General features: G+C 70.3%; 20 protein-coding genes. 17 read left to right on the top strand and 3 right to left on the bottom strand.

All coding sequences use genetic code 11. From position 1 onward, the window contains the following. Window positions 1-38: 38 nt before the first annotated feature. Window positions 39-2729 (bottom strand): FAD/NAD(P)-binding protein, encoded by a 2691-nt coding sequence (locus OIC96_RS06655; RefSeq protein ID WP_330308795.1) that lies wholly within the window; start codon window positions 2727-2729, stop codon window positions 39-41. 296 nt (window positions 2730-3025) lie between these two features. Between OIC96_RS06655 and OIC96_RS06660 the strand changes: the two genes are divergently transcribed. From OIC96_RS06660 to OIC96_RS06695, 8 genes are all read left to right on the top strand, one after another. Next, window positions 3026-4285, top strand: coding sequence for a L,D-transpeptidase (locus OIC96_RS06660; RefSeq protein ID WP_330308794.1), 1260 nt, complete (start codon window positions 3026-3028; stop codon window positions 4283-4285). Between the two features lie 175 nt (window positions 4286-4460). After that, the gene (locus tag OIC96_RS06665) at window positions 4461-5861 is read left to right on the top strand and encodes a glycoside hydrolase family 16 protein (protein WP_330308793.1); all 1401 of its coding nucleotides are present in this window, start codon (window positions 4461-4463) and stop codon (window positions 5859-5861) included. Window positions 5862-6040: 179 nt separating this feature from the next. Further along, complete coding sequence (locus OIC96_RS06670) at window positions 6041-6268, top strand: hypothetical protein (RefSeq protein WP_406502194.1); 228 nt, start codon at window positions 6041-6043, stop codon at window positions 6266-6268. 139 nt (window positions 6269-6407) lie between these two features. Beyond that, window positions 6408-6734 carry a hypothetical protein gene (locus OIC96_RS06675; protein ID WP_330308792.1) on the top strand — a complete coding sequence of 109 codons (327 nt, stop codon included), beginning with the start codon at window positions 6408-6410 and terminating at the stop codon, window positions 6732-6734. A gap of 5 nt (window positions 6735-6739) precedes the next feature. Next, the gene (locus tag OIC96_RS06680) at window positions 6740-8137 is read left to right on the top strand and encodes a putative T7SS-secreted protein (protein WP_330308791.1); all 1398 of its coding nucleotides are present in this window, start codon (window positions 6740-6742) and stop codon (window positions 8135-8137) included. Next, entirely contained in the window at window positions 8104-8727 is a 624-nt protein-coding gene (locus OIC96_RS06685; protein ID WP_330308790.1) for a hypothetical protein, read from the top strand. The genes OIC96_RS06680 and OIC96_RS06685 overlap by 34 nt, the downstream gene beginning before the upstream one ends. After that, window positions 8724-9401, top strand: a complete 678-nt coding sequence (locus tag OIC96_RS06690) for a hypothetical protein (protein ID WP_330308789.1) — start codon at window positions 8724-8726, stop codon at window positions 9399-9401. Before OIC96_RS06685 ends, OIC96_RS06690 begins: the two co-directional genes overlap by 4 nt. Next, the gene (locus tag OIC96_RS06695) at window positions 9398-10102 is read left to right on the top strand and encodes a hypothetical protein (RefSeq protein WP_330308788.1); all 705 of its coding nucleotides are present in this window, start codon (window positions 9398-9400) and stop codon (window positions 10100-10102) included. The genes OIC96_RS06690 and OIC96_RS06695 overlap by 4 nt, the downstream gene beginning before the upstream one ends. A 198-nt stretch (window positions 10103-10300) precedes the next feature. Here OIC96_RS06695 and OIC96_RS06700 read toward each other — a convergent pair whose 3' ends face one another. Then, a complete protein-coding gene (locus OIC96_RS06700; RefSeq protein WP_330308787.1) occupies window positions 10301-11212 on the bottom strand; it encodes a helix-turn-helix domain-containing protein in 912 nt (303 codons plus the stop codon). Between the two features lie 146 nt (window positions 11213-11358). On the opposite strand from OIC96_RS06700, the gene tkt reads away from it, so the two are divergent. The 7 genes from tkt to OIC96_RS06735 all read left to right on the top strand — a co-directional run bounded on the left by tkt (window position 11359) and on the right by OIC96_RS06735 (window position 20365). After that, on the top strand, window positions 11359-13434 hold the full coding sequence (gene tkt / locus OIC96_RS06705; RefSeq protein WP_330308786.1) for a transketolase: 2076 nt from the start codon (window positions 11359-11361) through the stop codon (window positions 13432-13434). Window positions 13435-13453: 19 nt separating this feature from the next. Further along, entirely contained in the window at window positions 13454-14599 is a 1146-nt protein-coding gene (gene tal, locus OIC96_RS06710) for a transaldolase (protein ID WP_330308785.1), read from the top strand. Between the two features lie 86 nt (window positions 14600-14685). Continuing rightward, window positions 14686-16296, top strand: a complete 1611-nt coding sequence (gene zwf / locus OIC96_RS06715) for a glucose-6-phosphate dehydrogenase (protein ID WP_406502296.1) — start codon at window positions 14686-14688, stop codon at window positions 16294-16296. After that, window positions 16293-17228, top strand: a complete 936-nt coding sequence (gene opcA, locus OIC96_RS06720) for a glucose-6-phosphate dehydrogenase assembly protein OpcA (RefSeq protein ID WP_330308783.1) — start codon at window positions 16293-16295, stop codon at window positions 17226-17228. The genes zwf and opcA overlap by 4 nt, the downstream gene beginning before the upstream one ends. Further along, on the top strand, window positions 17221-18867 hold the full coding sequence (pgi, locus tag OIC96_RS06725; RefSeq protein WP_330308782.1) for a glucose-6-phosphate isomerase: 1647 nt from the start codon (window positions 17221-17223) through the stop codon (window positions 18865-18867). The genes opcA and pgi overlap by 8 nt, the downstream gene beginning before the upstream one ends. Window positions 18868-18875: 8 nt before the next feature. Then, entirely contained in the window at window positions 18876-19754 is an 879-nt protein-coding gene (gene gnd / locus OIC96_RS06730) for a phosphogluconate dehydrogenase (NAD(+)-dependent, decarboxylating) (RefSeq protein ID WP_330308781.1), read from the top strand. Window positions 19755-19759: 5 nt separating this feature from the next. Then, on the top strand, window positions 19760-20365 hold the full coding sequence (locus OIC96_RS06735) for a histidine phosphatase family protein (RefSeq protein ID WP_330308780.1): 606 nt from the start codon (window positions 19760-19762) through the stop codon (window positions 20363-20365). Between the two features lie 39 nt (window positions 20366-20404). On the opposite strand, the gene OIC96_RS06740 is transcribed toward OIC96_RS06735, so the two are convergent. Then, window positions 20405-21712 (bottom strand): lipase family protein, encoded by a 1308-nt coding sequence (locus OIC96_RS06740; RefSeq protein WP_330308779.1) that lies wholly within the window; start codon window positions 21710-21712, stop codon window positions 20405-20407. Between the two features lie 374 nt (window positions 21713-22086). On the opposite strand from OIC96_RS06740, the gene OIC96_RS06745 reads away from it, so the two are divergent. Both OIC96_RS06745 and OIC96_RS06750 read left to right on the top strand, forming a co-directional pair. Beyond that, window positions 22087-24954: a peroxidase family protein gene (locus OIC96_RS06745; RefSeq protein WP_330308778.1), complete on the top strand. Its 2868-nt coding sequence runs from the start codon at window positions 22087-22089 to the stop codon at window positions 24952-24954. Continuing rightward, window positions 24951-26321: a hypothetical protein gene (locus tag OIC96_RS06750; protein WP_330308777.1), complete on the top strand. Its 1371-nt coding sequence runs from the start codon at window positions 24951-24953 to the stop codon at window positions 26319-26321. The genes OIC96_RS06745 and OIC96_RS06750 overlap by 4 nt, the downstream gene beginning before the upstream one ends. Window positions 26322-26323: the final 2 nt, after the last annotated feature.

Here is a 26323-nt window from a genome sequence, read left to right on the forward strand (position 1 = left end):
ACACGTGATCGAACGGGGCCCCGCCCGAGACAGCCGACTCAGCCGGGCAGCGCGGCAAGCAACCGCCGGTCCCGAGGCGCCGCCCCGCGGTCGAGGCGGGCGTCGAGGAGCCGCCGGGCCGCGTCGCAACGCCCCGCCGCGACAAGGGCGTAGAGCAGGGTCTCCTCCACGACTTCACGCTGGGCCGCGCTGCCACCGACCTTCCGCAGCACCGGCAGGAGTGCGTCGAGGCCGCGGGCGGCTTCCTGGAAGCGTTCCTCGACGAGGGCGGCGAAGGCCTCGCAGAGCGGGACGATGACCTCGCGCTGTACGGGATCGGCGCCCGCGGCGTGGTCGCGCAGTCGGCGCAGGGCCGCGAGGTCCCCGGCGGCGGCGAGGGCGACCGCGGCGTGCAGCGCGGTGAACGCGGTGGCGGGCCGCTCCACGACCTCGCGCGCGACCGAGCCGAGGACGTCCGCCGCGGGCACCTGCCCCCGCCAGCTGTCGCTCAGCCGGGCCCGCCACAGCAGCGACCCCGAGTCCACCAGGGCCCGCACCCCGCTCACCCGCCCGGGCCCGAGCTGCGCGAACCACCGCTTGCGTACGGCGGCGGGGTCGTCCAGCGCGAGTTCGTGCAGCGCGATGTGCCAGGAGAAGTGCGCCCGGTGGACGGCGCCCCGGCCCTGCCCGGACACCCACGCGTCGAGCCAGTCGCGGCCCATCTCATGGGCGCCGGACTCGTAGTGGACGTGGGCGAGCGCGTGCACGGCGTGTCCGGAGGCGGGCTCGGCGGCCAGCGCGCGGTGGGCCAGTTCGGCGGCCTCGTGGAAGCGGCCCTGTTCCTGGCGCAGGAAGGCGAGGAGCGAGGTGTGGAACCAGTGCCCGTCGTACGCGGGCGAGGTGCCCTCGACCAGGCGCAGCGCATAGCTGTTGTCCAGGTCGTTGATGCCGGAGAAGGCGATGGTGGGCACGGCGGTGGCGAGCGCGAGCGCGTCGGCGGGGTGCGCGTCGAGGTGCCCGAGCAGGGCGCCGGCACCCTCGTCCGCCGAATCGCCGTGCACGCGGCGCGTGACGACGTCCACGAAGGAGCGTTCGCGCTCGTCGGCCCGTTCGCGCGCGGAGCGCTGCGCGTCGGCGAGAGCCCTCGGTACGTCGACGGAGGCGCCGCACTCGTGACCGAGCAGGGCGAGCGCGGCGTGCCCGAGCGCGAAGCCGGGGTCGAGGGCGACCGCGCGCCCGAAGGCGTCCTCGGCTCCGGACCTGACCTTGAGGACGCGATCGAGCCCGGTGCGGTAGGCGGCGGCCGCCTCGGCGTGGGTGGACAGCGCGAGGCCGTGCGCGTCGACGGGCCGGCGGCGCGCCCGGCGGGTCGTGCGCGCGGGCCGGGTGAGCGGTTCGAGCAACTCCTGGGCCAGCGCAGCCGCTTGGACCCGGATCTCCGGGACGGCCGTGGTCTCCCACAGTTCGCCGCGGCGCGGGGCCCCGAGCGTGAACAGCGGGCGCTCGGCCCGGCCCTCGGCGTCGAGGAGCCGGCCGTCACGGGTGGCGACGCCCATGCCGAGGGGGCCGGGCACCGCGGCACCCGCGTCGAACAGCGAGCGCCACAGGGGGTCTTCGGGGCGCGGCCCGGGTCCGGTGCAGTCGATGACCCAGCCGGCCCGTATCTCCCGGCCGCCAAAGAGCGCGACCGTCAGCGCGCCGTCGTCCTGGACGACTGCGTCGGTCACGGCCCCCGCGTGCACCTTGAGCCGGCGGGCCGTACGGGCACGGGACACCGACTCGGCCGTCGCGGGCGCCATCCGATGACGGTGGGTGTTCCACAGCGCGCCCTCCCGCTCCAGGAACGCGGCCCGCTCCTCGGGGGTGAGGCTGTGCCACAGCCGCGCGGTGTGCGGACGCAGACTGTCGAGCGCGGGCCGCCAGTCGCCGTGGGTGCGGACGGCCCTGCCGATGTGCCGGTAGACGGTCCTGCGCAGCGCGGCGAGCGACGGCGTGTCGAGCCCGTCGGGGGCGTCCATCGCCGCGGCGGGGCTGAGCGCGTGCGGCTGGGGCAGCAGCCCGCCCCGGGAGACGGCGTGCACGGTGCGCCCGGGCCGGTCGAGGCTGAGCGCCAGGTCGACGGCTGTGAGTCCCGTGCCGACGAGCAGCACGTCGGCGGTGCCGGCGAGCGGACCGTCGAGGGCGCCGGACGCCCAGGGGGACCGTATGAAGCGCTCGGAGGTTCGCAGTCCCTGTGGCGCCCAGTCGCTCCGCGCGGCGGCCGGCCCGGTGGCGAGCACCGCGCTGTCGGCCGTCAGATGTCCCCCGGCGGCGAGTTGGAGCTCCACCCCGCCGCCGGGGGTGCCGGTACAGCTCTCCGCCCGCGTCCGCAGCCGGCGTACGGCGACCGTGCCGTGGGCGCGGACGATCGCCTGGGCCAGGGTGTCGGCGAGGTAGGCGCCGTACCGGTACCGGGTGGCGAAGTCGGCGCCCTTGACGGTGGGTTCGCCGTGCCGGCAGAGCCAGCGGGTGAAGTGTCCGGGGTCGTCCGGGTAGCAACTCATGCCGCTCGCGGGCACATTGAGCCGATGCCGTGGGTCGGGCGTGGCGTACGCGGTGCCGCGTCCGGCCTCCGGCGCCGGGTCGACCAGGACGAGGTCGAGGGACACCCGGCGGCGCGCGGCCGTCTCGCACAGCTGGACCGCCGTCAGCGCGCCGGCGGCGCCCGCTCCGACGATGGCCACGGTGTGCCGCTTGCGGGCTGAAATCACGAATACCTCCGGCGGGGGTCTGCTGCGGGACCAGTAAGCGGAACTCCTTGTTCACTATTCCGACCGGAGAGGTGGGGAAAGGCCGGCGGGACGGAGATCTCACCGGAAACTCAGGGCGCCGGTCGGCTGTTCATACTCTGTTCACAAACCGAGGCGGCCCGGCAACCGTGGTTTCAGGACGTCTCACAGCGTCTCTTCACAGGAATCTCAGGTGGGGCCCCGCGGATTCAAAGGATCAACCCATGAAAGTGGCACAAGATGCACCCCCAGTGGTGGTGATCTAAGAAAGGCGTGCCGTGGGCGTCCCTGAGATATCGAACCGGTCCGAGCAGAGCGCGAACCGGTCCGGCCGGCCCGCGTGGTCGCGGCGCGGGATCCTCGCCGTCCTCGGCACCGTGCCGGCGGTGGCTCTGACGGGCTGCAGCGGCTCCGCCGACGCCTCGGAGGGGACGAACGCTTCGGCGAAGGCCGCCGCGAGCACGAAGGCCAAGGCCAAGACTCCGAGCGTGAGCGTCACCCCCGCCGACGGCACGAAGAAGGCCGATTTCAGCAGCCCGGTCGAGGTGACCGTGGCGAACGGCACCCTGTCGACCGTCAAGGTCACCGGCAACGACGGTTCCACCCTGGCCGGGTCCTTCAACGACGCCCGTACGAAATGGACCTCCACCAAGAATCCGTACTCCGGCACCAAATACACGGTCACAGCGACACCACAGGGTGCCGACGCACACACCGCGACCTTCGTCACGAAGTCCCCCGGCGAGACCTTCGTCGGTTACTTCACCCCCGAGGCGAACTCGACCTCCGGTGTCGGTATGCCCGTGTCGATCAACTTCACCGAGGCCGTCAAGGACCGCGCCGCCGTGGAGAAGGCGATCACCGTGACGGCGGAGCCCGCGGTCGAGGTCGTCGGCCACTGGTTCAGTGACACCCGGCTCGACTTCCGGCCCGAGGAGTACTGGGCCGCGGGCACGAAGATCACGCTGAGCCTGCGCCTGAAGGACGTCGAGGGCACGGACGGCGTCTACGGCACACAGTCCAAGGACGTCACCTTCCACATCGGCCGTCGCCAGGTCAGCACGGTCGACCTGGCGAAGAAGACGATGACGGTCGAGCGGGACGGCTCGACCCTCGCCACCTACCCGGTGAGCGGTGGCGCCGCCGACCACACCACCTGGTCCGGGATCATGGTGATCAGCGAACGGTTCAAGCAGACCCGGATGGAGTCCTCGACGGTCGGTCTCGGCGACGAGTACGACATCTCGGACGTCCCGCACGCCCAGCGCCTGACCACCTCCGGCACCTTCATCCACGGCAACTACTGGGCCTCGACCTCGGTCTTCGGGAGCAGCAACACCAGTCACGGCTGCGTCGGTCTGCACGACGCGAAGGGCGCGAACGACAGCTCCGTGGCGGGCTACAAGTTCTACAACAGCTCGATGCTCGGTGACGTGGTGATCGTCAAGAACTCGGGCGAGAAGACCGTCGAGGCGTCCAACGGCCTCAACGGGTGGAACCTGTCATGGGCGGACTGGACGGCGGGGAGCGCTCTCTAGCGGCACATCCCGGGAAGTCCTTCCTTCACATCGTGAACTCCCTTCTACGGAAGGGAGTTTCTTTGCTTTACCTCTTGACGACCGGAGTGACAGAGAGCACATTGGCCGCGCAGCTGCCTTTGAGAGCGCTCTCAACAACACCCGCGCACCCCACTCCGTACCCGAAGAGGCACTCATGCGTGAAACTTCCGGCACACCCGTCAGACGCGGCTCCCTGAAACGCGTGCTCATCGCCGTGTTCAGCACGCTCAGCCTGGCCGCGGCCGCCGCGACCGTCGCCACTCTGCCCGCGAACGCGTCCGCCCCCACACCCCCGACCGGCTGGTCCCAGGTCTTCCTCGACGACTTCAACGGGGCCGCCGGAACCGGCGTGAGCACCACCAACTGGCAGTACGACACCGGGACTTCCTACCCGGGCGGCGCCGCGAACTGGGGCACCGGCGAGGTCGAGACGATGACCTCCAGCACCAACAACGTGGCACTCGACGGCAGCGGCAACCTGCTGATCACCCCGCGGCGCGACTCCGCGGGCAACTGGACCTCGGGCCGTATCGAGACCAACCGCACCGACTTCCAGCCGCCCGCCGGCGGCAAGCTCCGCGTCGAGTCCCGGATCCAGATGCCGAACGTGACCGGCGCCGCCGCCAAGGGCTACTGGCCCGCGTTCTGGATGCTGGGCGCGCCCTACCGCGGCAACTACCAGAACTGGCCGAGCGTCGGCGAGCTGGACATCATGGAGAACGTCCAGGGCCTCAACACCGAATGGGCCACGATGCACTGCGGCACCAACCCGGGCGGCCCGTGCAACGAGACGAGCGGCATCGGCGGGAACACCCCGTGCACCGGCACGACGTGTCAGGCCGGCTTCCACACGTACGCGATGGAGTGGGACAAGTCGACGAGCCCCGAGGAGATCCGCTTCTACCTCGACGGCGTCAACTTCCATACGGTGAAGGCGAACCAGGTCGACGCGACAACCTGGGCGAACGCCACGAACCACGGCTTCTTCGTCATCCTGAACGTGGCGATGGGCGGCGGCTTCCCCGACGCCTTCGGCGGTGGCCCGGACAGCGGCACCGACCCCGGCCACCCGCTGGTCGTGGACTACGTCCAGGTGCTTCAGTCCAGTGGGAGCGGTTCCACGACACCTCCGCCGACCGGCAACCGTGACGCCTACAGCGCGATCCAGGCCGAGTCGTACGACAGCCAGTCGGGCACCAGCACCGAGACCACCACGGACACCGGCGGCGGGCAGGACATCGGCTCGCTGGCGAACGGCGACTACGCGCTCTACAAGGGCGTCAACTTCGGTTCCACCGCGGCCAAGCAGTTCTACGCGCGCGTCGCGAGCGGCGCGGCGGGCGGCGTCAGCGGACTGGTCGAGGTGCGCCTCGACAGCCGTACGAGCACCCCGATCGGCAGCTTCTCGTTGGCCAACACCGGTGGCTGGCAGTCCTGGAAGACGGTGCCCGCCAACATCAGCTCGGTCACCGGAACCCACGACGTCTATCTGACCTTCACCAGCGGCCAGTCGGCGGACTTCGTGAACGTCAACTGGTTCGACTTCGGTCACTGAGAGGTGAGTTGACCGACGACCCCACACTCCCCGGCCAGGCCGGCCGTGCCACGCACCGAGGCCAGACGGCTCGTGACAGCCGTCCTGACCGCCCTCCTCACGGTGCCGGCGCCCGGCCTGGCCGGGGCGGTGCCCGCGAGGGCCGCCGCCCCGCCGAGCCGGAACGACAGGAGTGGGCGGTGCTCGTGGCCGTCTTCGGTATCGGCTTCGTCGTCACGCGCAAGCGCGACGCCAGGTTCGCGGCGCGGTCGCAGGCCGCCGGGTTCACGCCCGTGACAGAGGAGGGCGGGCGGGTGCGGTACCTCTCGCCGACCCCGTACGCGTCGCAGATCGCCGGCCCGTACGGGCAGCGGGTCCCCGGCCCCTACGCCCAGCCCGGCGTCGTACCCCAACAGCCCCAGCAGTAACCGCGGCGGTAGCCATCAGCACGGCGTCAGAGTTTGGTCAATGCACGGCCAAAAGGCGGTCGAAACCTGTCCCGGCCCGGCTCCTCCGTGATCGCTTTGGTAAACACCAACCGATCACAGCGGGAGCCGGGCCGAACCCATGAGTGACAGTGATCTGGTCGTCGACGACACGCTGTTGGTCAAGACCGCCAAGAGTTTGAAGAAGATCCAGTACGAGTTCGAGCACACCGAGGAACACCAGAACGACCTCAAGGGCGTCTGGGGGTCCGGTGACATCGCGGGCGCCATGGACGACTTCGCCGACAACTGGGACTACCACCGCAAGCAGCTCCTCGAGTCCGTCAAATCGGTCGGAGAGCTGGCGGAGAAGTGCCATCAGGCCTTCCGCGACCTGGACCAGAAGCTGGCCAAGTCCACCCAGGGCAAGGGCGGCAAGGGTGGCACTGGCAACGGCGGGGGGAAGTAGCGAAGATGGCGCGGCCAACCGACTGGAGTCCGCTCGCCGAGCAGGACCCCATGCCCGGAGATGTGCACGACATACGGGGCGAGTCCCAGCGACTCGGCAAGCTGGCGAAGATGATCAGCGAACAGGTCGAGCGGCTGAACGCCATAGGGCGGGACACCACCGCGCTCAAAGGCCAGTACGCGGGTGCCATGCGCGACAAGGCCGAGGAGCTGTCAGGGCGGCTCGGCAAGACGCATCACCGGTACGACCACGTGTCGGGGTATCTCGGGCACTGGGCGGACGACCTGGAGGACTGCCAGAAGCAGGCCGACGACGCGCTGAGCGACGCGAAGGAGGCGCAGGGGCGTGTCGACGCGCACCAGCCGCCCGACGGGCCGAAGAAGCCGAACAACGAGATGTCCGAGGCGGAGAAGACCGCCGAAACGACGCGGCAGCATGCCCTCTCCCGCGCCGAGGACGCCCTGGGGGCCGCCCGGAACAAGCTCGACAAGGCCATCGGTCACCGGGACGAGCGGGCCGGCCACTGGGCCGGCAAGATCAAGCGGGCCATCAGCAAGGACGGGCTGCACGACAAGGGCTGGGACAAGTTCAAGAACTGGGTCAGTGATCATGCCCGGCTGCTCAACGACCTTGCGAACGTGTTGGTCTGGGTGGCGACCGCCTGCGCGATCGTGGCGCTCTTCATCCCCGGGCTGAACATCATCGCGATGATCGCGCTCGGGGCGACCATCGGCTCGTTGCTGCTGCATACGACCACCGCGCTCGCGGGCGCGGGCAGTTGGATCGACGTGGGGCTCGATGTCTTCGCCCTGGCCACATTCGGGCTCGGGCGGCTGGCGGCGCCCGGGATGCGGGCCGCCGAGGACGGCGTGCGGGGTGCGATGCGCGGCGCCGGGGCGGTGGGCCTGGGGAAGGCCGCCTTCAAGGCCGCCGTGACCGACGGGATGAGAAACGCCGGGCGGGTCTTCAAACTGGGCGTGAAGGGCAGCAAGGAATGGGAGGCGGCCCGCGTGGCCATGAGTGACGGAGCCAAAGGCATGTATGCGGCCAAGAACGCCGCGCTGACCAGTGCGAAGGAGCTGTCCGGGCAGGCACTGCCGAAGCTCGGTGCCCTCAAGAACCTTCTCGGTGGCGGTGCCGACGCCGCCCCCCTCAAGGCCTTCCTCGGCCAGGCGGCGGAGCGGTTCCCCGACTCGGCGCGCATCGCGTCGTCGGTCGAGAAGGGGGCGGGCGCGATACGGCTCAGCCAGGGGGCCTTCGCGGCGGGTACGGGCGTGGACTCGTTCGACAAGGCGTTCGGGATGACGGGGCCCTACTTTTCCGACGGTTCAGTGGTCGGCTCGAACAACCCCTGGATACAGGCCAAGACATGGGCCACACAGCCAGTGGGGTCGTCATGGTGACCAACTCCGGCGGGCCGACGCGCGAGAACGGCACCGCATCGGACGGCCCGCCCCGGGTCCTCCCGCCGCTGACCCGCCTCAACGGCTACATCCTGCTGATCGTCAGCTTCTTCGGGTTCTGGGTCTGGATCGGCCTCAACGCGTTGGTGCTGCTGTTGCTGGGGCTGGACCAAAAGGATCCCGCCAACCAGGGGCCGCTCTTCGTGGGCCTGACGGTCTGTTGGGTGCTGCTGTTGACCGCGACCTTGCTGTGGCATGCGCCCGAGCTTCTGCACCGCCCGCTCGGGCCGCCCCGGACCGATGTGAAGGGTTTTGCGGGCTATCTGCTGCGGCACGCCCATGAGGGGGTGCCGAGCGGGCCCCTGGTACTGGAGGGCGCGGCGCCGCCGCTCCAGTTCTGGATCGTCACCGTGCTGTCCGTCCCCTTCTCAGGCGGCACGGACGCGGAAGCCTTCTCCGCCGCGGACAATCCGGTCGTGAAAGCCCTCGCATGGCTCGGTTTCCTGGCCTCCCTCCTGTCTCTCGCCGTCCTCATCCACGGCGCCCTCTCCCGCCGCCGCTCGGCCCGCAGAAAGAGTGCCGCCTCATGACCACCCCCGGATCCACCCCCACACCGACGCCCCAGCCCCAGCCCCAGCCCCAGCCCCAGCCCCAGCCCCAGGAATCCTCCGCGCCCCCCAACTCGTACTCCCTCGTCCTCCCGCCCGGCTGGGCCCGCATACCCCTGCGCTACGGCACCGACGGTGCCGTCCAGCGGATCCTGGACCGGTCCTTCGACGGCATGCCCCGCGACGAGGTGTTCACGTATCGCAGGGACCTCGAAAGCGGGCTCCGGCGGCGTATTCGTGAGGCGCGTGAGGCGAACGGGCTCGACCTCTACCTTCCCGTCGAGCTGATGCACGGCATGTCCGTGCCCGCCTCGTTCCTGGTCTCCGAGACCCGTACACCCGAGTCGGGCGACGACCTCGACCCCGCCGAGCTCGCCCTTTTCCTGGCCGCGTCCGAGACCGGCCGCGAGGTTGTCGAGCTCGACGGCTCGACCGCCGTACGGACGGAACGGACCGCCCCCGCCGATCCGGCCCGCGGCATCGAATTCCCCTCGCGGCGCGTCGACTATCAGGTCCCCGTACCGCAGGACTCCCGGCGATGGCTGACCATCGCCTTCTCGACCGTCGGCGCGCAGGACGCGGACGGCGAGCTGTCCCTGCTCCTCGTCGACCTCTTCGACGCCGTCATGACGACCCTCCGCTGGAGCACCCGATGAGCAGTGAGTCTCCCGCGCGGGCCATGTCCTTCCCGCCCGACAACGACGGCTGGACCATGGCCCCCGCCCCCTACGGTTCACTCGCCGGGGAGCCCGGCCCGGAGTGGGTCGCCCTCCCCGCCGAGTTCACGGCGACGAGGTGGGCGGACTCCTCGGCATACGCGAAAGACATCGCCACCGCACTCGTCATCCGGCAGCGGGAACTGCTCGGTGACCGGAACATCGCGGACGACCTGCACACTCGCGTCGCCGATCAGATCCGGGACAGCTACGCCCAGCTGTTCGACCTGGTGCCCGCGCACTTCCACCTCCTCTACTGGCCCGACCTGCGCAAGCCGCCCGTGCCGGTCTTCGTCGGTTTCTGGCAGCCGGAGCACGACGCCGGCTCGGCCGCCCTGCATTACTCGGGGTCCGTCGAGTACGAGGAGGCGACCGGAGAGACGCCGATCAGGGAGGGGTTCACCACCGACCGCCTGGGCGACGGGGTGCGCGTCCTCCGGCTCGTACCGCTGAAGCCGGACGACCCGCGGGACCCCGACTTCGTCCTGGGAGTCCTGGCCTACCACTGGCGTACGCGGGATCCGGCCGTCGACGTCCAGCTCCTCGCCTTCACCAACGAGCTGGGGCAGCTCTACGCCGCTCTCCCCGACCTCGACGCCTTCGCCCGCTCCCTCGTCCTCACGGACGAGCCGGTGGGCTGACCGTCACGGACAGACCACCGGCCGACATCCCCAGAGAAGGCCGGTTCACCGATCTACGTCACCGTGGTCGGTCAGGTGACGCCCGGCGAGTGGCCGTACACGAAGCCCGACGGGACCATGACCCACATCAACCAGCTGGACGCGACCGCGCCGTTAAGCGCAGCGTTCAACCGGGGCGGGCCCGACGGCCCGCCCCTCTCAGCGCAGCTCCGCCCGGAACGCCACCGGAGTGGTCCCCGTGTGCTGGTGGAAGAACTTGGAGAAGTTGGCGGAGTCGGGAAAGCCCACGGCGGCGCCGATGCGTCCGATGGGCATGTCGGTGTGCGCGAGGAGGCGCTTGGCCTCCAGGATGACCCGTTTGCCGATGAAGCCCTTGGGAGTCTCGCCGGTGGCCGCGCGCACCGCGCGGACCAGGGTGCGGCGGGAGTAGCCGAGGGCGTCGGCGTACGCGCTGACGCTGTGGTTGGTGGCGAAGCCCTTCTCGACCGCGTCCCGGAAGCGGGTGAAGGTGGTGTCGGTCTGTTCGCGGGCCGCCTCGGCCGAGCTCGCCGCGAGATGGGCGAGGCGCAGCAGGAACGCGGTCAGGGAGTGCCGCAGCACCGCGGTGTGCAGGCTGAGCGGCAGCGTGGTCGTGTCGACGTACTCGCGTTCCAGCTGGGCCAGCGAGTGCTCCAGGGCGGCCAGCTGGCCGGCGTCGGGGCGCAGCAGTGGGGGCAGGTCGTAGCGGTAGAGGCCGGTCGCCTCGACGGTCGCCCGCGGCAGGAAGCCGGGCTGCATGATCAGGACGGTGCCGCGGTAGCGGTCGGTGCTGGAGAAGCGGTGCACCTGGCCGGGGCGGATCCACAGGATGTCGCCGGCCGAGACCTCGTACTCGGCGAAGTCGACCATGTGCTTGACGGGGCCCTCGTGAAAGAGCATCACGACGTGGAAGTCGATGCGGTGCACGCGCTCCAGGGGCGCGTCCGCGTGCCAGACGCGGCCCGTCCCCATCGCGCCGACCTGGACACCGACTCCGGAGAGGCTCAGGTCGACGGGGAAGGGGAAGGTCTTGATCCCGTCCGGGGTCCCGCCTTCGCCCCCTGCACCGCCTTGGGTGGTTCTGTCTGCCATGTCCTTCTCGCGTCGGCTCGGTACGGCACTCCGTGTCCCACTTTCACCGAAGGCTGACACACGGGCACCTTCCCCAGCAAAAGTCAGACTTTTAGGTTTGAAGGCGTTCCACCAGAGATTGCCCATCCAGTGAGGACTTCTTGAAGATGAGTACGCAGACCCCTGACGGCTTCGAATGGACCGAGCTCGACCGCCGAGCCGTCGACACCGCCCGCATTCTGGCCGCTGACGCCGTACAGAAGGTCGGCAACGGCCACCCGGGCACGGCGATGAGCCTGGCCCCGGCCGCGTACACGATCTTTCAGAAGGTGATGCGTCACGACCCCGCCGACCCGGAGTGGACCGGCCGCGACCGCTTCGTCCTCTCCCCCGGTCACACCTCGCTGACCCTTTACACCCAGCTCTTCCTCTCCGGCTACGAGCTCGAACTGGACGACCTGAAGGCGTTCCGTACGCACGGGTCCAAGACGCCGGGCCACCCCGAGTACGGGCACACCGCGGGCGTCGAGACGACGACCGGGCCGCTCGGCCAGGGTGTCGCCAACGCCGTGGGCATGGCGATGGCCGCCCGTTACGAGCGCGGTCTCTTCGACCCCGAGGCCCCCGAGGGCGAGTCCCCCTTCGACCACACCATCTGGGCGATCGTCTCGGACGGCGACCTGGAGGAGGGCATCTCCGCCGAGGCGTCCTCGCTGGCCGGGCACCAGCAGCTCGGCAACCTCGTCTTCGTCTACGACGACAACCACATCTCCATCGAGGGCGACACCGCCACCGCGTTCTCCGAGGACGTGCTGAAGCGGTACGAGGCGTACGGCTGGCACGTGCAGCGGATCGAGCCCTCCGCCGACGGCGACATCGACGTGCACGCGCTGCACGCGGCGCTCACGGCGGCGCAGGCCGAGACCGGGCGCCCCTCCATCATCGCGATGCGCACGATCATCGCCTGGCCCGCGCCGAACGCCCAGAACACCGAGGCCTCGCACGGCTCGGCGCTCGGCGCCGAGGAGATCGCCGCCACCAAGCGCGTCCTCGGCTTCGACCCGGAGAAGTCCTTCGAGGTCGCGGGCGACGTGCTCGCCCACGCCCGCCAGGCCCTCGACCGCGGTGCCGAGGCGCACGCCGCCTGGGACAAGCGGATCGGCGAGTGGCGCACCGCCCAGCCCGAGCGCGCGCATCTCTTCGACCGTGTCGTCGCCGGTCAGCTGCCCGAGGGCTGGGAGTCGGCGCTGCCGGTCTTCGAGGAGGGCACGTCCGTCGCGACCCGTGCGGCCTCCGGCAAGGTCCTCCAGTCGCTCGGCGGTGTCCTCCCCGAGCTGTGGGGCGGCTCCGCCGACCTCGCCGGTTCGAACAACACCACCATCGACAAGACGTCCTCGTTCCTGCCCAAGGGCAACCCGTTGCCGGAGGCGGACCCGTACGGCCGCACCGTCCACTTCGGCATCCGTGAGCACTCGATGGCCGCCGAGATGAACGGCATCGCGCTGCACGGCAACACCCGTATCTACGGCGGTACGTTCCTCGTCTTCTCGGACTACATGCGCAACGCCGTGCGCCTGTCCGCGCTGATGCAGCTCCCGGTGACGTACGTCTGGACGCACGACTCGATCGGCCTCGGCGAGGACGGCCCCACCCACCAGCCGGTCGAGCACCTCGCCTCGCTGCGCGCCATCCCCGGTCTGAACATCGTCCGCCCGGCCGACGCCAACGAGACGGCGATCGCCTGGGCCGAGATCCTCAAGCGGCACGCGACCAACCCGGCCCCGCACGGTCTGGCGCTGACCCGCCAGGGTGTGCCGACGTACGCGCCCAACGAGGATGCCGCGAAGGGCGGTTACGTCCTGCGCGACTCCTCCACCGAGACCCCGGACGTCGTGCTCATCGCCACCGGCTCCGAGGTGCAGCTCGCCGTCGCCGCCCGCGAGCGGCTGGAGGCCGAGGGTGTCGGCACCCGGGTGGTGTCGATGCCGTCCGTCGAGTGGTTCGAGGAGCAGTCCGCCGAGTACCGCGCGAGCGTCCTTCCGCCGTCCGTGAAGGCCCGCGTGGCGGTCGAGGCGGGCATCGGCCTGACCTGGTACCGCTACGTCGGTGACCACGGACGCATTGTCTCGCTGGAGCACTTCGGTGCCTCCGCCGACGCCAACACCCTGTTCGCCGAGTTCGGTTTCACCGCCGAGAACGTCGCCGCCGCCGCGCGGGAATCCCTCACCGCCGCCCGCGGTTGATCCGTTCGCACGAAGGAAGATGATCACAGTGACCGAAGCAACCGCGACCGCGGCAACCCTGAAGCGCCTCTCCGACGAAGGCGTCTCCATCTGGCTGGACGACCTCTCCCGCAAGCGGATCGAGTCCGGCAACCTGGCCGAACTCATCGCCACCCGGCACGTGGTGGGCGTCACCACCAACCCGTCCATCTTCCAGGCCGCCATCGGCTCCGGAGAGGGCTACGAGGAGCAGCTGGCCGACCTCGCCGAGCGCGGCGTGACGGTCGACGAGGCCGTCCGCATGATGACGACCCAGGACGTGCGCGCCGCCGCCGACATCCTGCGCCCGGTGTACGACGCGACCGGCGGCCAGGACGGCCGGGTCTCCATCGAGGTCGACCCCCGCCTGGCCCACCACACGGCCGCCACGATCGCCGAGGCCAAGCAGCTCTCCTGGCTGGTCGACCGCCCGAACGTGATGATCAAGATCCCGGCGACGAAGGCCGGCCTCCCGGCGATCACCGAGGTCATCGGCCTCGGCATCAGCGTCAATGTCACGCTGATCTTCTCGCTGGAGCGCTACCGCGAGGTGATGGACGCCTACCTGGCGGGCCTGGAGAAGGCGAAGGCCGCGGGCATCGACCTGGCCGGCATCCACTCCGTCGCCTCCTTCTTCGTCTCCCGCGTCGACAGCGAGATCGACAAGCGGCTCGCGAAGGCCGGCACGGACGAGGCGCTCGCGCTCAAGGGCAAGGCGGCGCTCGCCAACGCGCGGCTCGCCTACGAGGCGTACGAGGAGGTCTTCGGCACGGACCGCTGGACCGCCCTCGCCACGGCGGGCGCCCACAAGCAGCGCCCCCTGTGGGCCTCGACGGGCGTCAAGGACCCCGCGTACAAGGACACCCTGTACGTCGACGAGCTGGTCGCGCCGGGCACGGTCAACACCATGCCGGAGGCGACGCTGAACGCCACCGCCGACCATGGTGACATCCACGGCGACTCGGTGACCGGCGGCTACGCCGAGGCCCGCGCCGACCTGGCGGCCGTCGAGGCGCTCGGGATCTCCTACGACGAGGTCGTGAAGCAGCTGGAGGACGAGGGCGTCTCGAAGTTCGAGGCGGCCTGGGGAGATCTGCTCGACGCGGTGGCGACTTCGCTGCGCGGCAAGGGAGTTGAGGGGGAATGACCAAGCGTGAGGCGCTTCCCGACAGCACCGCGCAGGATGCGGCCGCCGCGCCGGAGGGATCTGGTGACGCGGCCGTGGAACCGACCATGGTGACTGCGGACTCCGGTGCCGCGAGCGACAAGCCCGCGGACGCGGCACAGCGGGCGCTCGCCGAGGCACTCGGTCTCGCCGCGTCCGACTGGGACAACCCGCTCCGCGACCCCCGCGACCGCCGGCTCCCCCGAATCGCGGGCCCGTCGGGCCTGGTCATCTTCGGTGTCACCGGCGACCTGTCCCGCAAGAAGCTGATGCCGGCCGTCTACGACCTGGCCAACCGGGGTCTGCTCCCGCCGGGCTTCTCGCTCCTCGGGTTCGCCCGCCGCGAGTGGGCGGACCAGGACTTCGCGCAGGTCGTCCACGACTCGGTGCGCGAGCACTCCCGTACGGAGTTCCGCGAGGAGGTCTGGCAGCAGCTCGCCGAGGGCATGCGGTTCATCCCGGGCGACTTCGACGACGACACGGCGTTCAAGCAACTGCGCTCCGCCGTCGACGAGTTGGACTCCTCCCGGGGCACCAGCGGCAACTACGCCTTCTACCTCTCCGTACCGCCGAAGTTCTTCCCGCAGGTCGTCCAGCAGCTCAAGAAGCACGGCCTCGCGGACGCGCCGGAGGGTTCCTGGCGGCGCGCGGTGATCGAAAAGCCGTTCGGCCACGACCTGGCGAGCGCGCGGGAGCTGAACGCGATCGTGCACGAGGTGTTCGACCCGGACCAGGTGTTCCGGATCGACCACTACCTCGGCAAGGAGACCGTCCAGAACATCCTGGCGCTCCGCTTCGCCAACCAGATGTACGAGCCCATCTGGAACCGGTCGTACGTCGACCACGTCCAGATCACCATGGCCGAGGACATCGGCATCGGTGGCCGCGCCGGTTACTACGACGGCATCGGCTCCGCCCGGGACGTGATCCAGAATCACCTCCTCCAGCTGATGGCGCTGACCGCCATGGAGGAGCCGGCCGCCTTCGACGCCGAGTCGCTGCTCACCGAGAAGCTCAAGGTCCTCAGGGCCGTGAAGGTGCCGGAGAAGCTGGGCGAGCACACCGTGCGCGGGCAGTACGCGGCGAGCTGGCAGGGCGGCGAGAAGGTGCGCGGCTACCTCCAGGAGGACGGCATCGACCGCGCCTCGACGACCGACACCTACGCGGCCGTCAAGCTGGAGGTCGACAACCGCCGTTGGGCGGGCGTCCCCTTCTACCTGCGCACCGGCAAGCGTCTTGGCCGCCGGGTGACGGAGATCGCGGTGGTCTTCCAGCGCGCCCCGCACTCCCCGTTCGACTCCACGGCCACCGAGGAGCTCGGCGCGAACGCGATCGTCATCCGTGTCCAGCCCGACGAGGGCATGACGGTGCGCTTCGGATCGAAGGTCCCGGGTACGTCGATGGAGATCCGGGACGTCACCATGGACTTCGCGTACGGCGAGTCGTTCACCGAGTCCAGCCCGGAGGCGTACGAACGGCTGATCCTGGATGTCCTGCTCGGCGACGCCAATCTCTTCCCCCGTCACCAAGAGGTGGAAGAGTCCTGGAAGATCCTCGACCCGATCGAGGGGTACTGGGAGAACCACGGCAAGCCCGCGCAGTACCCCTCGGGCAGCTGGGGTCCGAAGGAAGCCGACGAGATGCTCGCACGAGACGGACGGAGCTGGCGCAGGCCATGAAGATCGACCTGACCGACACCACGGCAAGCAAGATCAACAAGGCGCTCGTGCAGGGGCGCCGTGCCATCGGCACTCCTGCCGTGGGCATGGTCCTGACGATGGTCATCGTCACCGACGAAGAGAACGCGTACGACTCGATCAAGGCGGCCGAGGAGGCCTCGCGCGAGCACCCCTCGCGCACCCTGGTCGTCATCAAGCGGGTCGCCCGCACCCCGCGCGACCGCACCAGCTCCCGCCTGGACGCGGAGGTGCGCGTCGGCTCGGACGCGGGCACCGGTGAGACGGTCGTCCTGCGGACGTACGGCGAGGTGTCCGACCACGCCGACTCCGTGGTCCTGCCGCTGCTGCTGCCGGACGCGCCCGTCGTCGTCTGGTGGCCGGTGGACGCGCCCGACGTCCCGGCCAAGGACCCACTGGGCGCCCTCGCACAGCGCCGGATCACCGACATGTACGCCGTCGAGCACCCGCTCGGGGCCCTGGAGGCCCGCGCTTCCTCGTACGCGCCCGGCGACACCGACCTGGCGTGGACCCGGCTCACGCCGTGGCGATCGATGCTGGCCGCCGCGCTCGACCAGGCCCGGACGAAGGTGACGTCGGCGGCCGTCGAGAGCGAGGCCGAGAACCCGAGCGCCGAACTGCTGGCCCGCTGGCTGGAAGCCCGGCTCCGGGTCCCGGTCGAGCGGGTCGAGACCGCGGGGCCCGTCGTGACCGCCGTACGGCTCGGCACCGCGGGCGGCGAGATCGTGATCGACCGCCCCGAGGGCCCGCTCGCCACGCTGTCCCTGCCCGGACAGCCCTCCCGCACCCTCGCGCTGAAGGTGCGCTCCACCTCCGAGCTGATCTCGGAGGAGCTGCGCCGCCTCGACGCGGACGAGATGTACGCCGTCGCCCTGCGGGGCGAGGGCACCAAGGAGACCCCCCGTCATGTCTGACTCCCCCAAGCTCACGCGGCGCCCCGAGTGGGTGGCCCTGGAGGACCACCGCGCGGGCGGACTGCTCCACCCGCGGCTGCGTGAGCTGTTCGCCGCCGACCCCGCTCGCGCGGAGCGTTACGTCGTGCGGGTCGGCGACCTGCGGATCGACTACTCCAAGCATCTGATCACCGACGAGACCCTCGCCCTGCTCCAGGAACTGGCCACCGCCACCGATGTGTTCGGGCTGCGGGACGCCATGTTCCGAGGCGAGAAGATCAACGTCACCGAGGACCGCGCGGTGCTGCACACCGCGCTGCGCGCCCCGCGCGACGCCGTGATCGAGGTGGACGGCGAGAACGTCGTCCCCGCGGTGCACGACGTGCTGGACAAGATGGCCGACTTCGCCGGGCGGGTCCGCTCGGGCGAGTGGACCGGACACACCGGCAAGCGCATCAAGAACGTCGTCAACATCGGTATCGGCGGCTCCGACCTCGGTCCGGCGATGGCGTACGAGGCGCTGCGGGCCTTCTCGGACCGCGCGTTGACGGTCCGCTTCGTGTCGAACGTCGACGGCGCCGATCTCCACGAGGCCGTCCGCGACCTCGACCCGGCCGAGACGCTGTTCATCATCGCCTCGAAGACCTTCACCACGATCGAGACGATCACCAACGCCACCTCGGCCCGCTCCTGGCTCCTCGGCGGGCTCGGGGGCGACGAGAAGGCGGTCGCCAAGCACTTCGTGGCGCTGTCGACGAACGCCGGGAAGGTGTCGGACTTCGGTATCGACACGGCCAACATGTTCGGGTTCTGGGACTGGGTCGGCGGACGCTACTCCTTCGACTCGGCGATCGGCCTGTCGCTGATGATCGCGATCGACCCGGACCGGTTCCGGGAGCTGCTCGACGGGTTCAGGATCGTCGACGAGCACTTCAAGAGCGCTCCCGCCGAGGCCAACGCCCCCTTGCTCCTCGGCCTGTTGGGCGTCTGGTACGGCAACTTCCACGACGCCCAGTCGCACGCCGTACTGCCCTACTCGCACTACCTGTCCAAGTTCACGGCGTACTTGCAGCAGCTGGACATGGAGTCCAACGGCAAGTCCGTGGACCGCGACGGCCACCCCGTGGGATGGCAGACCGGGCCGGTCGTGTGGGGCACGCCGGGCACCAACGGGCAGCACGCGTACTACCAACTCATCCACCAGGGCACCAAGTTGATCCCGGCCGACTTCATCGGCTTCGTCAACCCGGTCGCCGAGCTGAGCGACGAGCTGGGGGACCAGCACGACCTGCTGATGGCGAACTTCTTCGCGCAGACGCAGGCACTGGCCTTCGGCAAGACGCCGGACGAGGTGCGCGCCGAGGGGGTGGCCGAGGAGCTGGTGCCGCACAAGACGTTCCAGGGCAACCACCCGACGACCACGATCCTCGCGAGCGAACTGACGCCCTCGGTCCTCGGCCAGCTGATCGCGCTGTACGAGCACAAGGTGTTCGTCCAGGGCGCGATCTGGAACATCGACTCGTTCGACCAGTGGGGCGTCGAGCTGGGCAAGGTCCTCGCCAAGCGCGTGGAGCCCGCCCTCACCGAAGGCGCTGACGTGCCCGGTCTCGACCCCTCCACCGCCGCCCTCGTGGCCGCCTACCGCACTCTCCGAAAGTAGTGAACGACATGCAGCTCGGACTCATCGGCCTCGGCAAGATGGGTGGCAACATGCGCGAGCGGATACGCCGCGCGGGCCACACCGTCATCGGCTACGACCGCAATCCCGACCTCGCCGACGTGAGCAGCCTCGCCGAACTCGTGGGCAAGCTCGAAGGCCCCCGCGTGGTCTGGGTGATGGTGCCCGCCGGCGCCGCCACCCAGTCCGTCATCGACGAGCTCGGTGACCTCCTGAAGCCCGGCGACACCGTCGTCGACGGCGGCAACTCCCGCTGGACGGACGACGAGAAGCACGCCGAGGAGCTGGCGGCCAAGGGCATCGGCTTCGTCGACGCGGGTGTCTCGGGTGGCGTGTGGGGCCTGCAGAACGGCTATGCGCTGATGGTCGGCGGCGACGCGGAGCACATCGCGAAGGTCCAGCCGGTCTTCGACGCGCTCAAGCCCGAGGGCGACTTCGGCTTCGTGCACGCCGGCAAGGTCGGCGCGGGCCACTTCTCGAAGATGGTCCACAACGGCATCGAGTACGCGATGATGCAGGCGTATGCGGAGGGCTGGGAGCTCCTTGAGAAGGTCGACTCCGTCACGGACGTGCGCGAGGTCTTCCGCTCCTGGCAGGAGGGCACGGTCATCCGTTCCTGGCTGCTCGACCTCGCCGTCAACGCCCTCGCCGACGACGAGCACCTCGACAAGCTGCGCGGCTACGCGGAGGACTCGGGCGAGGGCCGCTGGACCGTCGAGGCGGCCATCGACAACTCCGTCCCGCTCCCGGCGATCACCGCCTCCCTCTTCGCGCGGTTCGCGTCCCGCCAGGACGACTCCCCGCAGATGAAGATGATCGCGGCGCTGCGCAACCAGTTCGGCGGCCACGCCGTCGAGTCCGCGAAGTAACGGCCATGGGCGACCTCCTGCTGGTCCGCCACGGTGAGACCGAGTGGAGTGTGTCGGGCCAGCACACCAGCTGGACCGACCTGCCCCTCACCCAGCGCGGCGAGGAACAGGCCAAGTCCCTCGCCCCGCTGCTCGCCGGCCGGACCTTCGCCCTCGCGCTCACCAGCCCGCTGGGCCGCGCGGTCCGCACCGCGGAACTCGCGGGCCTGTACGGGGCGGTCCCCGATCCCGAGCTGCACGAGTGGGACTACGGCGCGTACGAAGGTGTCACGACGGTCGAGATACACCGCACCCGGCCGGACTGGTACCTGTGGAACGACGGGGTCGCGCCCGGTCCGGCGGACCATCCGGGCGAGTCACCCACGGAGGTGGGCCTGCGGGCCGACCGCGTGCTCGCCCGGATCGGGCCGGCGCTCGCCGAAGGTGATGTGGTCCTCGTGGCGCACGCCCACTTCCTGCGGGTGCTCGCGGCCCGCCGGCTCGGGCTTCCCCCGGCGGACGGGCGGCTGTTCCAGCTCGCCACGGGCACGGTCAGCCGGCTCTCCACGGAGCACGGGCGCCCCGTGATCGCCGAGTGGAATGCCGCGGGAGCCTCCGCGCCGGCTCACTAGTCGCCAGTCCCCGCGCTGCGGACGTCCGAGAGGCCCCGGCTACAGCACGTCGCCGAACTCGCTCAACACCCCTGGCGGGGCGAGCGCGTTGACGTAGTGGCCGGGGCCGTGGTCGTCGAAGGAGTACGTGAACGGGAGGGTGCGGGTCAGCGCGAGCCGGGTGGCGAAGAAGGCGAGGGGTGCCACGACGGCGAGGCCGGCGAGGCTGTCCATCTGCGGGTAGTGCAGGCCCGGTTCGGTGTTCTCGCTCCAGCCGTCCTCGTGTGCGCCGAGCAGCGGGCGCAGCGAGCGGCGGACCGACTCGGTGACACGGACGCCCAGTTCGCCCCAGCCCGCCATCGGCCGGCCCGCCGTCGGCCGGCTCGTCAGGGTCCGCAGCAGGTCGCCGGGCAGCGAGACCGCCTCGATCGCCGTTCCGGCCGCGAAGGCGAGGGCCTTGTCCATCGGCCCGCGCGGCCTGCGGTAGTGGAACTCCCGGCCGAACGGCGCGTAGGGGCCGACGGGCCGGGGCGGCAGCGCGGGGACGACATCGCGGTCGAAGATGTAGCGGATCAGCCGGTCGCGCAGCAGATGCACGCCTTGGGGGTCGGTCGACTCCTCGCACGCCCGGGCGAAGTCGGGGCCGCCGACCATGGGCTGGCCGAAGGTGTAGACGGCCTTGAGCTTCTCGGCGATGCGCCGGTAGCGGGGTTCGTGGGCCAGGACGACGCCCATCAGGGCGGCCATCGCTCCGCCCAGGCTGTGCCCGGTGATGTACAGGGCCTCCAGGCCGTCGCCGCGGGTGCCCTCCTCGCCGGGGATCACCGACTCGCCGCGCAGGGCGCGCTCCAGGGCCTCGACGATCGGATGGCGGGTGGCGCGGACGTTGCGGTAGAAGCCCGCGTGGACCTCGTAGCGCCGTCCTTCCAGCTCGACGGAGAGCGTTTCGGGCCGTACGTCGGCGTCGGTCAGGATGCTGATGATGTCCTCGGGCTGGGTGCCCCGGTAGCAGAGGATCGCGATCCTGCGGTCCTTGTCCTGGATCAGATAGGCGGCCGAGGCGATGTACATCGCGTCCACACGCTGCTCGAACACCCGGCAGTTGTTCTCCTCCAGGCCGAGCCTCGCCATGATCATGGCGACGGTCCGCGGGTCACTCCGCTGGCCGAATCCGGCGTACGCGTACGCCGCGCAGGTCGCCAGGGTGTGCGGGACGATGCCGTCGGGGTCGGGCTGGGCCTTGTCCTCGACCAGGCGTTCCACCAGGTCGGGGTAGACCGGAAAGCCGGTCGGACCCGGCTCGGTGTCGGCCTTCAGCGGGCGCAGCTCGGCGAAGCCGGGCCCCTTGGCGTAGTCGTCGTCGCGCATGGGCGACCTCCCCCGGATCACAGCGGACGCCCCGGCGCGCTCCGAGGCGGGCCGGGTGGGTGTCCAGACTGTCGAGCGCACCGCCGCCTGTGAATCCGTCGACCGACGTAACCGCCGGTCACACGTCGTCCCCCGGCCATCCCGCGAGCGTCCGGGTGGGGTCGCTGGGAAGCGGAGGCGTTCACGGGGCAGGCACCCCGGTCGGGCGAATGCGCGTTCGCCGCTTTGACGTGCAGGCACCGCGCCTTTCGTCTCATTGTTCGTAGAGGTGACGAGGGGGCGCACATCGGCGGGAACCCCCGCTGTGGGCGCCCAGGGCCGCCGGTAGCGTGCTGGCCCCTGTCCCGTACGCACTCGTACGAAGGAAACGACCGATGGCCGAGACCGGGCAGCACGAACAGCAGTACGAGCAGTACGAAGGCGGCAGCCCCGAGGCGGAACGGCTGGTGTTCGAGCGGCTGGCCCGTGAGCTGATGAAAGTGCAGGTCAAGAACCGGCAGGCGGGTGGCGGCGGGATCTCCCGCACCTTCCACGCCAAGGCACCGGTGGCCGTGGAGAACGCGCGGCTGCGCTTCCACGACGACCTGCCCGCGGCCCTGCGCGGCGGTTTCGCCCAGCCCGGCGCCGAGTATCCGGCGACGGTACGGCTGTCCAACGCGAGCGGTGTACGGCAGGGCGACGGATCGCCGGACCTGCGGGGCGCGGCCGTGCGGGTACGGGTCTCGGAGGGCGAGAGCCACGACCTGCTCGCGACCAGCTATCCGGTCTCGCACGCCCGCAACGCGCGCGAGTTCGTGGCCTTCGCCAAGGCGATGGCGGGCGCCCGGGGTCGGGTCCAGAAGGCCTTCGGACTGTTCGTGAAGCTGCCGCTGGCCGTGGGGCTCGGCACCGCGAACCGGATGCGGCGCAATGTCCAGGCGGCGACGCGGCACACGGTCAACTCCCTGGCCAGTGAGACGTACTGGAGCCGGGGCGCGATCCTGTGGGGCGAGGCGGGTCCGGTGCGCTATCTGCTGCGGCCGGCGCCCGGAAGTCCTCCGTCGGCCGCCGCGGACCGGAGCGACCCGGAGTTCCTGCACCGTGAGATCGCCGGGCGGCTCGCCAAGAAGGACGTCGTCTTCGAGCTGTGCGTGCAGCGGTACGTCGACGAGCGGCACACGCCGGTCGAGAACGCCTCCGTGGAGTGGATGGACACCATGGCGCCCGCGGTGCCGGTGGCCCGGCTGACCATCCCCAGCCAGGACCTGAGCAGCGCCGAGGCCCGCGCGGCAGCCCGGCGCATCGAGGATCTCGCCTTCAACCCCTGGTACACGACCGACGACTTCCGTCCGCTCGGCAATATCAACCGGGCGAGGAAGGCCGCGTACCACGCGAGCAGCGCACACCGGCTGGGCCTGCGGTTCATCACGGAGGAGCCTCTGCAGAACAGGCTGCTCGGCCCTCCGACAGGCGCCGCCTTCTCGCTGCTGAACCGGTTCCTGCCCTGGCACCGGCTGCCGTTGCAGCTGAGCCTGCTGAACCTGGTGTTCCTGCGCAAGGTGCTGCGCCGGTTCAATCTGATCGACACCGAGGTGCGCGAGGCACCGCCGCAGGCGCAGCCCGTGCCGGAGACCGTCCCCGAGCGGCTGCGCACGGAGCGGTCCTACGACGGGACGTACAACGATCTGTCCGCACCGAAGATGGGCGCCGTGGGCGCGGCCTTCGGACGGAACCTCAAGCCGGAGTACCGCCCCGACCTGTTCGACACGCCCAACCCGGTCACGGTCAGCCGCCGGCTCCTGTACCGCGAGAGCTTCGTGCCCGCGACCTCGCTCAACATCCTGGCCGCCGCGTGGATCCAGTTCCAGGTGCACGACTGGGTCAACCACCGCCGCTACAAGCCCGGCGAGCGCACGGTCGAGGTGCCGCTGCCGCCCGGCAGCGGGGGCTGGCACAACACGCCGGGCGGTCCTCCCGAGAATGTCATGCGGTTCGCCGAGAACGAGGGCCTCGAACAGCTCGGCAACCGGCCGCCGATCCTCTTCGGCAATGTCGCCTCGCACTGGTGGGACGGCTCCGAGGTGTACGGCGAGGACGAGCCGACCGCGCGGTTCCTGCGGGAGCCGGACGGCGGCGCCAAACTCCGTCTGGAGGACGGCCATCTGCCGTCGGGCCCGAACGGCATTCCGCTCACCGGCTTCAACGAGAGCTGGTGGATGGGGCTCAGCGCGATGCACACGCTGTTCGCGCGCGAGCACAACGCCGTGTGCGACGCGCTGCGCGCCGAGTACCCCTCGATGAGCGAGGAGCGGATCTACCACACGGCGCGGCTGGTCGTCTCCGCGCTGATCGCGAAGATCCACACGGTGGAGTGGACACCCGCGATCCTCGCCACCAAGGCGATCGACATCGGTCTGAAGACCAACTGGCAAGGCCCGCCGAAGAACTGGCTGAACCAGCTGGGCCTGTGGCTCTTCGAGGCCCACTCCCTGACCGGGATCCCGAAGACGCTGCCCGACCACCACACGGCGCCGTACTCCCTCACCGAGGACTTCGTCACCGTCTACCGCATGCACCCGCTGATCCCGGACGACTTCGAGCTGCGCGAGCACCACTTCGGGCAGCGCCAGGAGACGGTCGGGTTCATGGACATCCAGGGTGGCGCGGCCGAGTCGCAGATCCGCAAGACGGGGCTCGCGAACACGCTGTACTCGTTCGGGATCGCCCACCCGGGCGCCATCACGCTGCACAACTTCCCGCGCTCGCTCCAGCAGTTCGAGCGGGACGGCGAGATCATCGACCTGTCGGTCGTGGACCTCGTACGCAGCAGGCGGCGTGGTGTCCCGCGCTACAACGACTTCCGCGCGGGCCTGCACAAGCAGCGCATCCGCTCCTTCGAGGAGCTGACGCAGAACGCGGAGACGCTGGCGCGGCTCAATGAGGTCTACCGCTCGGTCGACGAGATCGACACGGTGGTCGGGCTGTTCGCGGAGAACCCACCGGAGGGCTTCGGCTTCAGCGACACCGCGTTCCGGATCTTCATCCTGATGGCCACCCGGCGCCTGCAGAGCGACCGCTTCCTGAACGTCGACTACCGGCCGGAGGTCTACACGCCGCTCGGCATCGACTGGGTCGAGAAGGGCGGCATGAACTCCGTCATCCTGCGGCACTGCCCGGAGCTGGCGGCGCTGATGCCGCGCGGGGCGAGCGCGTTCGCCCCGTGGCGGGCGGTGCGGCCGACCTCCGACGGAGGTGCGGGATGACCACGGCCGACGATCATCCCGGGCTGCGTGACCTCTTCGCGCGGCCCCTGCTGGAGACCGTCTGGCACCGTCGCACCCACCGCGTCAGCCGGGGCGCGTCCGTGCCCGCCGGATCCATGAGCTACCGCTCCACGCACACCCAACAGCCCCTGTCGGAGCTGGAGGAGGCGGTGCTCATCGCGCTCACCGGTTCCACGGGGCTGACGATGCCCGACCGGCCCTTCGAGGACCCGCGGAACGGCAAACCCATCATGGCCAAGCCCAACATGACCATGACGGGGCGGACCGCGGGCAGCCCGGACAACGCACAGGGCACGCACTTCTTCCTCATCAACGACTCGGGCACGTACTTCCTGCGCAAGCTGCCGCCCGCGCCTCGCGAGCCGTTCGACGCCGGGACGCTGATCACGCGGGCCCGCGAGTCGAAGGTACGGGTCCTCGACCAGCGCCTCGACGTCACCCAGGGGCTGCGGGACTTCCCGGCGTACCTCGACTCGAACCGGTTCCTGTCCAACCTCCCCGGAACCACGGTGTTTCTGCCGGTGGTCGACCTGTCCCACCAGTACATCAACGCCCTGATGTACTTGCTGACGCAGCCGGACGGGGCACGCCCGACGCTGGTCGACGACCGGAACCTGTACCGCCCGGCCGGGGTGAAGAAGTGGGTCAAGAACGGCTTCCTGAACAAGGACCTCAAGCTCCCCCTCGGCGCGCTCGGCCCCATGCGCACCCAGATCGAGGCGGACCTGCTCCTCCAGAACATGATGCTCACGGCCGAGGCGATGGGCCTGGGCGCCTGGATCCACGCCTCGATCAACCCGCAGATCGCCCTGGGCGACCCCAAGTTCTCCCGCACGTACGGCAGGATGCTCGGCTTCACCTTCGTCACCCCGCGCTGGCGCCTCGCCGATCTGTGGCGCTGGCACGTCCCGCTGCCCAAGTACGCGACGCTGCGCTCGCATCCGGTGGGGCTCACCTCACGCGAGGGCGAGCCGCTCATCGCCGCCGCCTGCCCGCCCACGCACCAGTCGATGTCGGACGCGGTGGACGCGGTCATCGCCGCCAAGTTCGGCACCGGCGGGACGTACTCGGACAAGGACGTCTTCGCCCGTATCTACAAGGAGGACTACGGGCAGCGCTATCTCGCCGAGGCCAGCGAGTACGACGAGCGGGTCATCGACTGCGCCCGGGACATCTGCGAGTACATCATCGGCACGCACCGCCGTTTCCCGGCGCACACGGACGCGATCCACGTCCCGGGCATCTGGCTCCAGACGCACCATGTCGAGAGCGAGTACTACGACCGGTTCTTCGTGAACGGACTGACCCCGGCGCACCGCCGGCACGCCGAGCTCTGGGACACCTGACC

Origin of the sequence: Streptomyces sp. NBC_00775 (assembly GCF_036347135.1) — a bacterium.
Taxonomy (GTDB): domain Bacteria; phylum Actinomycetota; class Actinomycetes; order Streptomycetales; family Streptomycetaceae; genus Streptomyces; species Streptomyces lutosisoli.

Coding starts and splice junctions, on each gene's coding strand:
- OIC96_RS06685 (WP_330308790.1), top strand. CDS start 8,104: ATGGGCCACACAGCCAGTGGGGTCGTCATGGTGACCAACTCCGGCGGG.
- zwf (WP_406502296.1), top strand. CDS start 14,686: ATGGTGACTGCGGACTCCGGTGCCGCGAGCGACAAGCCCGCGGACGCG.
- OIC96_RS06745 (WP_330308778.1), top strand. CDS start 22,087: ATGGCCGAGACCGGGCAGCACGAACAGCAGTACGAGCAGTACGAAGGC.
- OIC96_RS06695 (WP_330308788.1), top strand. CDS start 9,398: ATGAGCAGTGAGTCTCCCGCGCGGGCCATGTCCTTCCCGCCCGACAAC.
- OIC96_RS06750 (WP_330308777.1), top strand. CDS start 24,951: ATGACCACGGCCGACGATCATCCCGGGCTGCGTGACCTCTTCGCGCGG.
- OIC96_RS06680 (WP_330308791.1), top strand. CDS start 6,740: ATGGCGCGGCCAACCGACTGGAGTCCGCTCGCCGAGCAGGACCCCATG.
- OIC96_RS06740 (WP_330308779.1), bottom strand. CDS start 21,712: ATGCGCGACGACGACTACGCCAAGGGGCCCGGCTTCGCCGAGCTGCGC.
- OIC96_RS06700 (WP_330308787.1), bottom strand. CDS start 11,212: ATGGCAGACAGAACCACCCAAGGCGGTGCAGGGGGCGAAGGCGGGACC.
- OIC96_RS06690 (WP_330308789.1), top strand. CDS start 8,724: ATGACCACCCCCGGATCCACCCCCACACCGACGCCCCAGCCCCAGCCC.
- pgi (WP_330308782.1), top strand. CDS start 17,221: ATGTCTGACTCCCCCAAGCTCACGCGGCGCCCCGAGTGGGTGGCCCTG.
- OIC96_RS06665 (WP_330308793.1), top strand. CDS start 4,461: ATGCGTGAAACTTCCGGCACACCCGTCAGACGCGGCTCCCTGAAACGC.
- tal (WP_330308785.1), top strand. CDS start 13,454: ATGATCACAGTGACCGAAGCAACCGCGACCGCGGCAACCCTGAAGCGC.
- OIC96_RS06735 (WP_330308780.1), top strand. CDS start 19,760: ATGGGCGACCTCCTGCTGGTCCGCCACGGTGAGACCGAGTGGAGTGTG.
- OIC96_RS06675 (WP_330308792.1), top strand. CDS start 6,408: ATGAGTGACAGTGATCTGGTCGTCGACGACACGCTGTTGGTCAAGACC.
- opcA (WP_330308783.1), top strand. CDS start 16,293: ATGAAGATCGACCTGACCGACACCACGGCAAGCAAGATCAACAAGGCG.
- tkt (WP_330308786.1), top strand. CDS start 11,359: ATGAGTACGCAGACCCCTGACGGCTTCGAATGGACCGAGCTCGACCGC.
- gnd (WP_330308781.1), top strand. CDS start 18,876: ATGCAGCTCGGACTCATCGGCCTCGGCAAGATGGGTGGCAACATGCGC.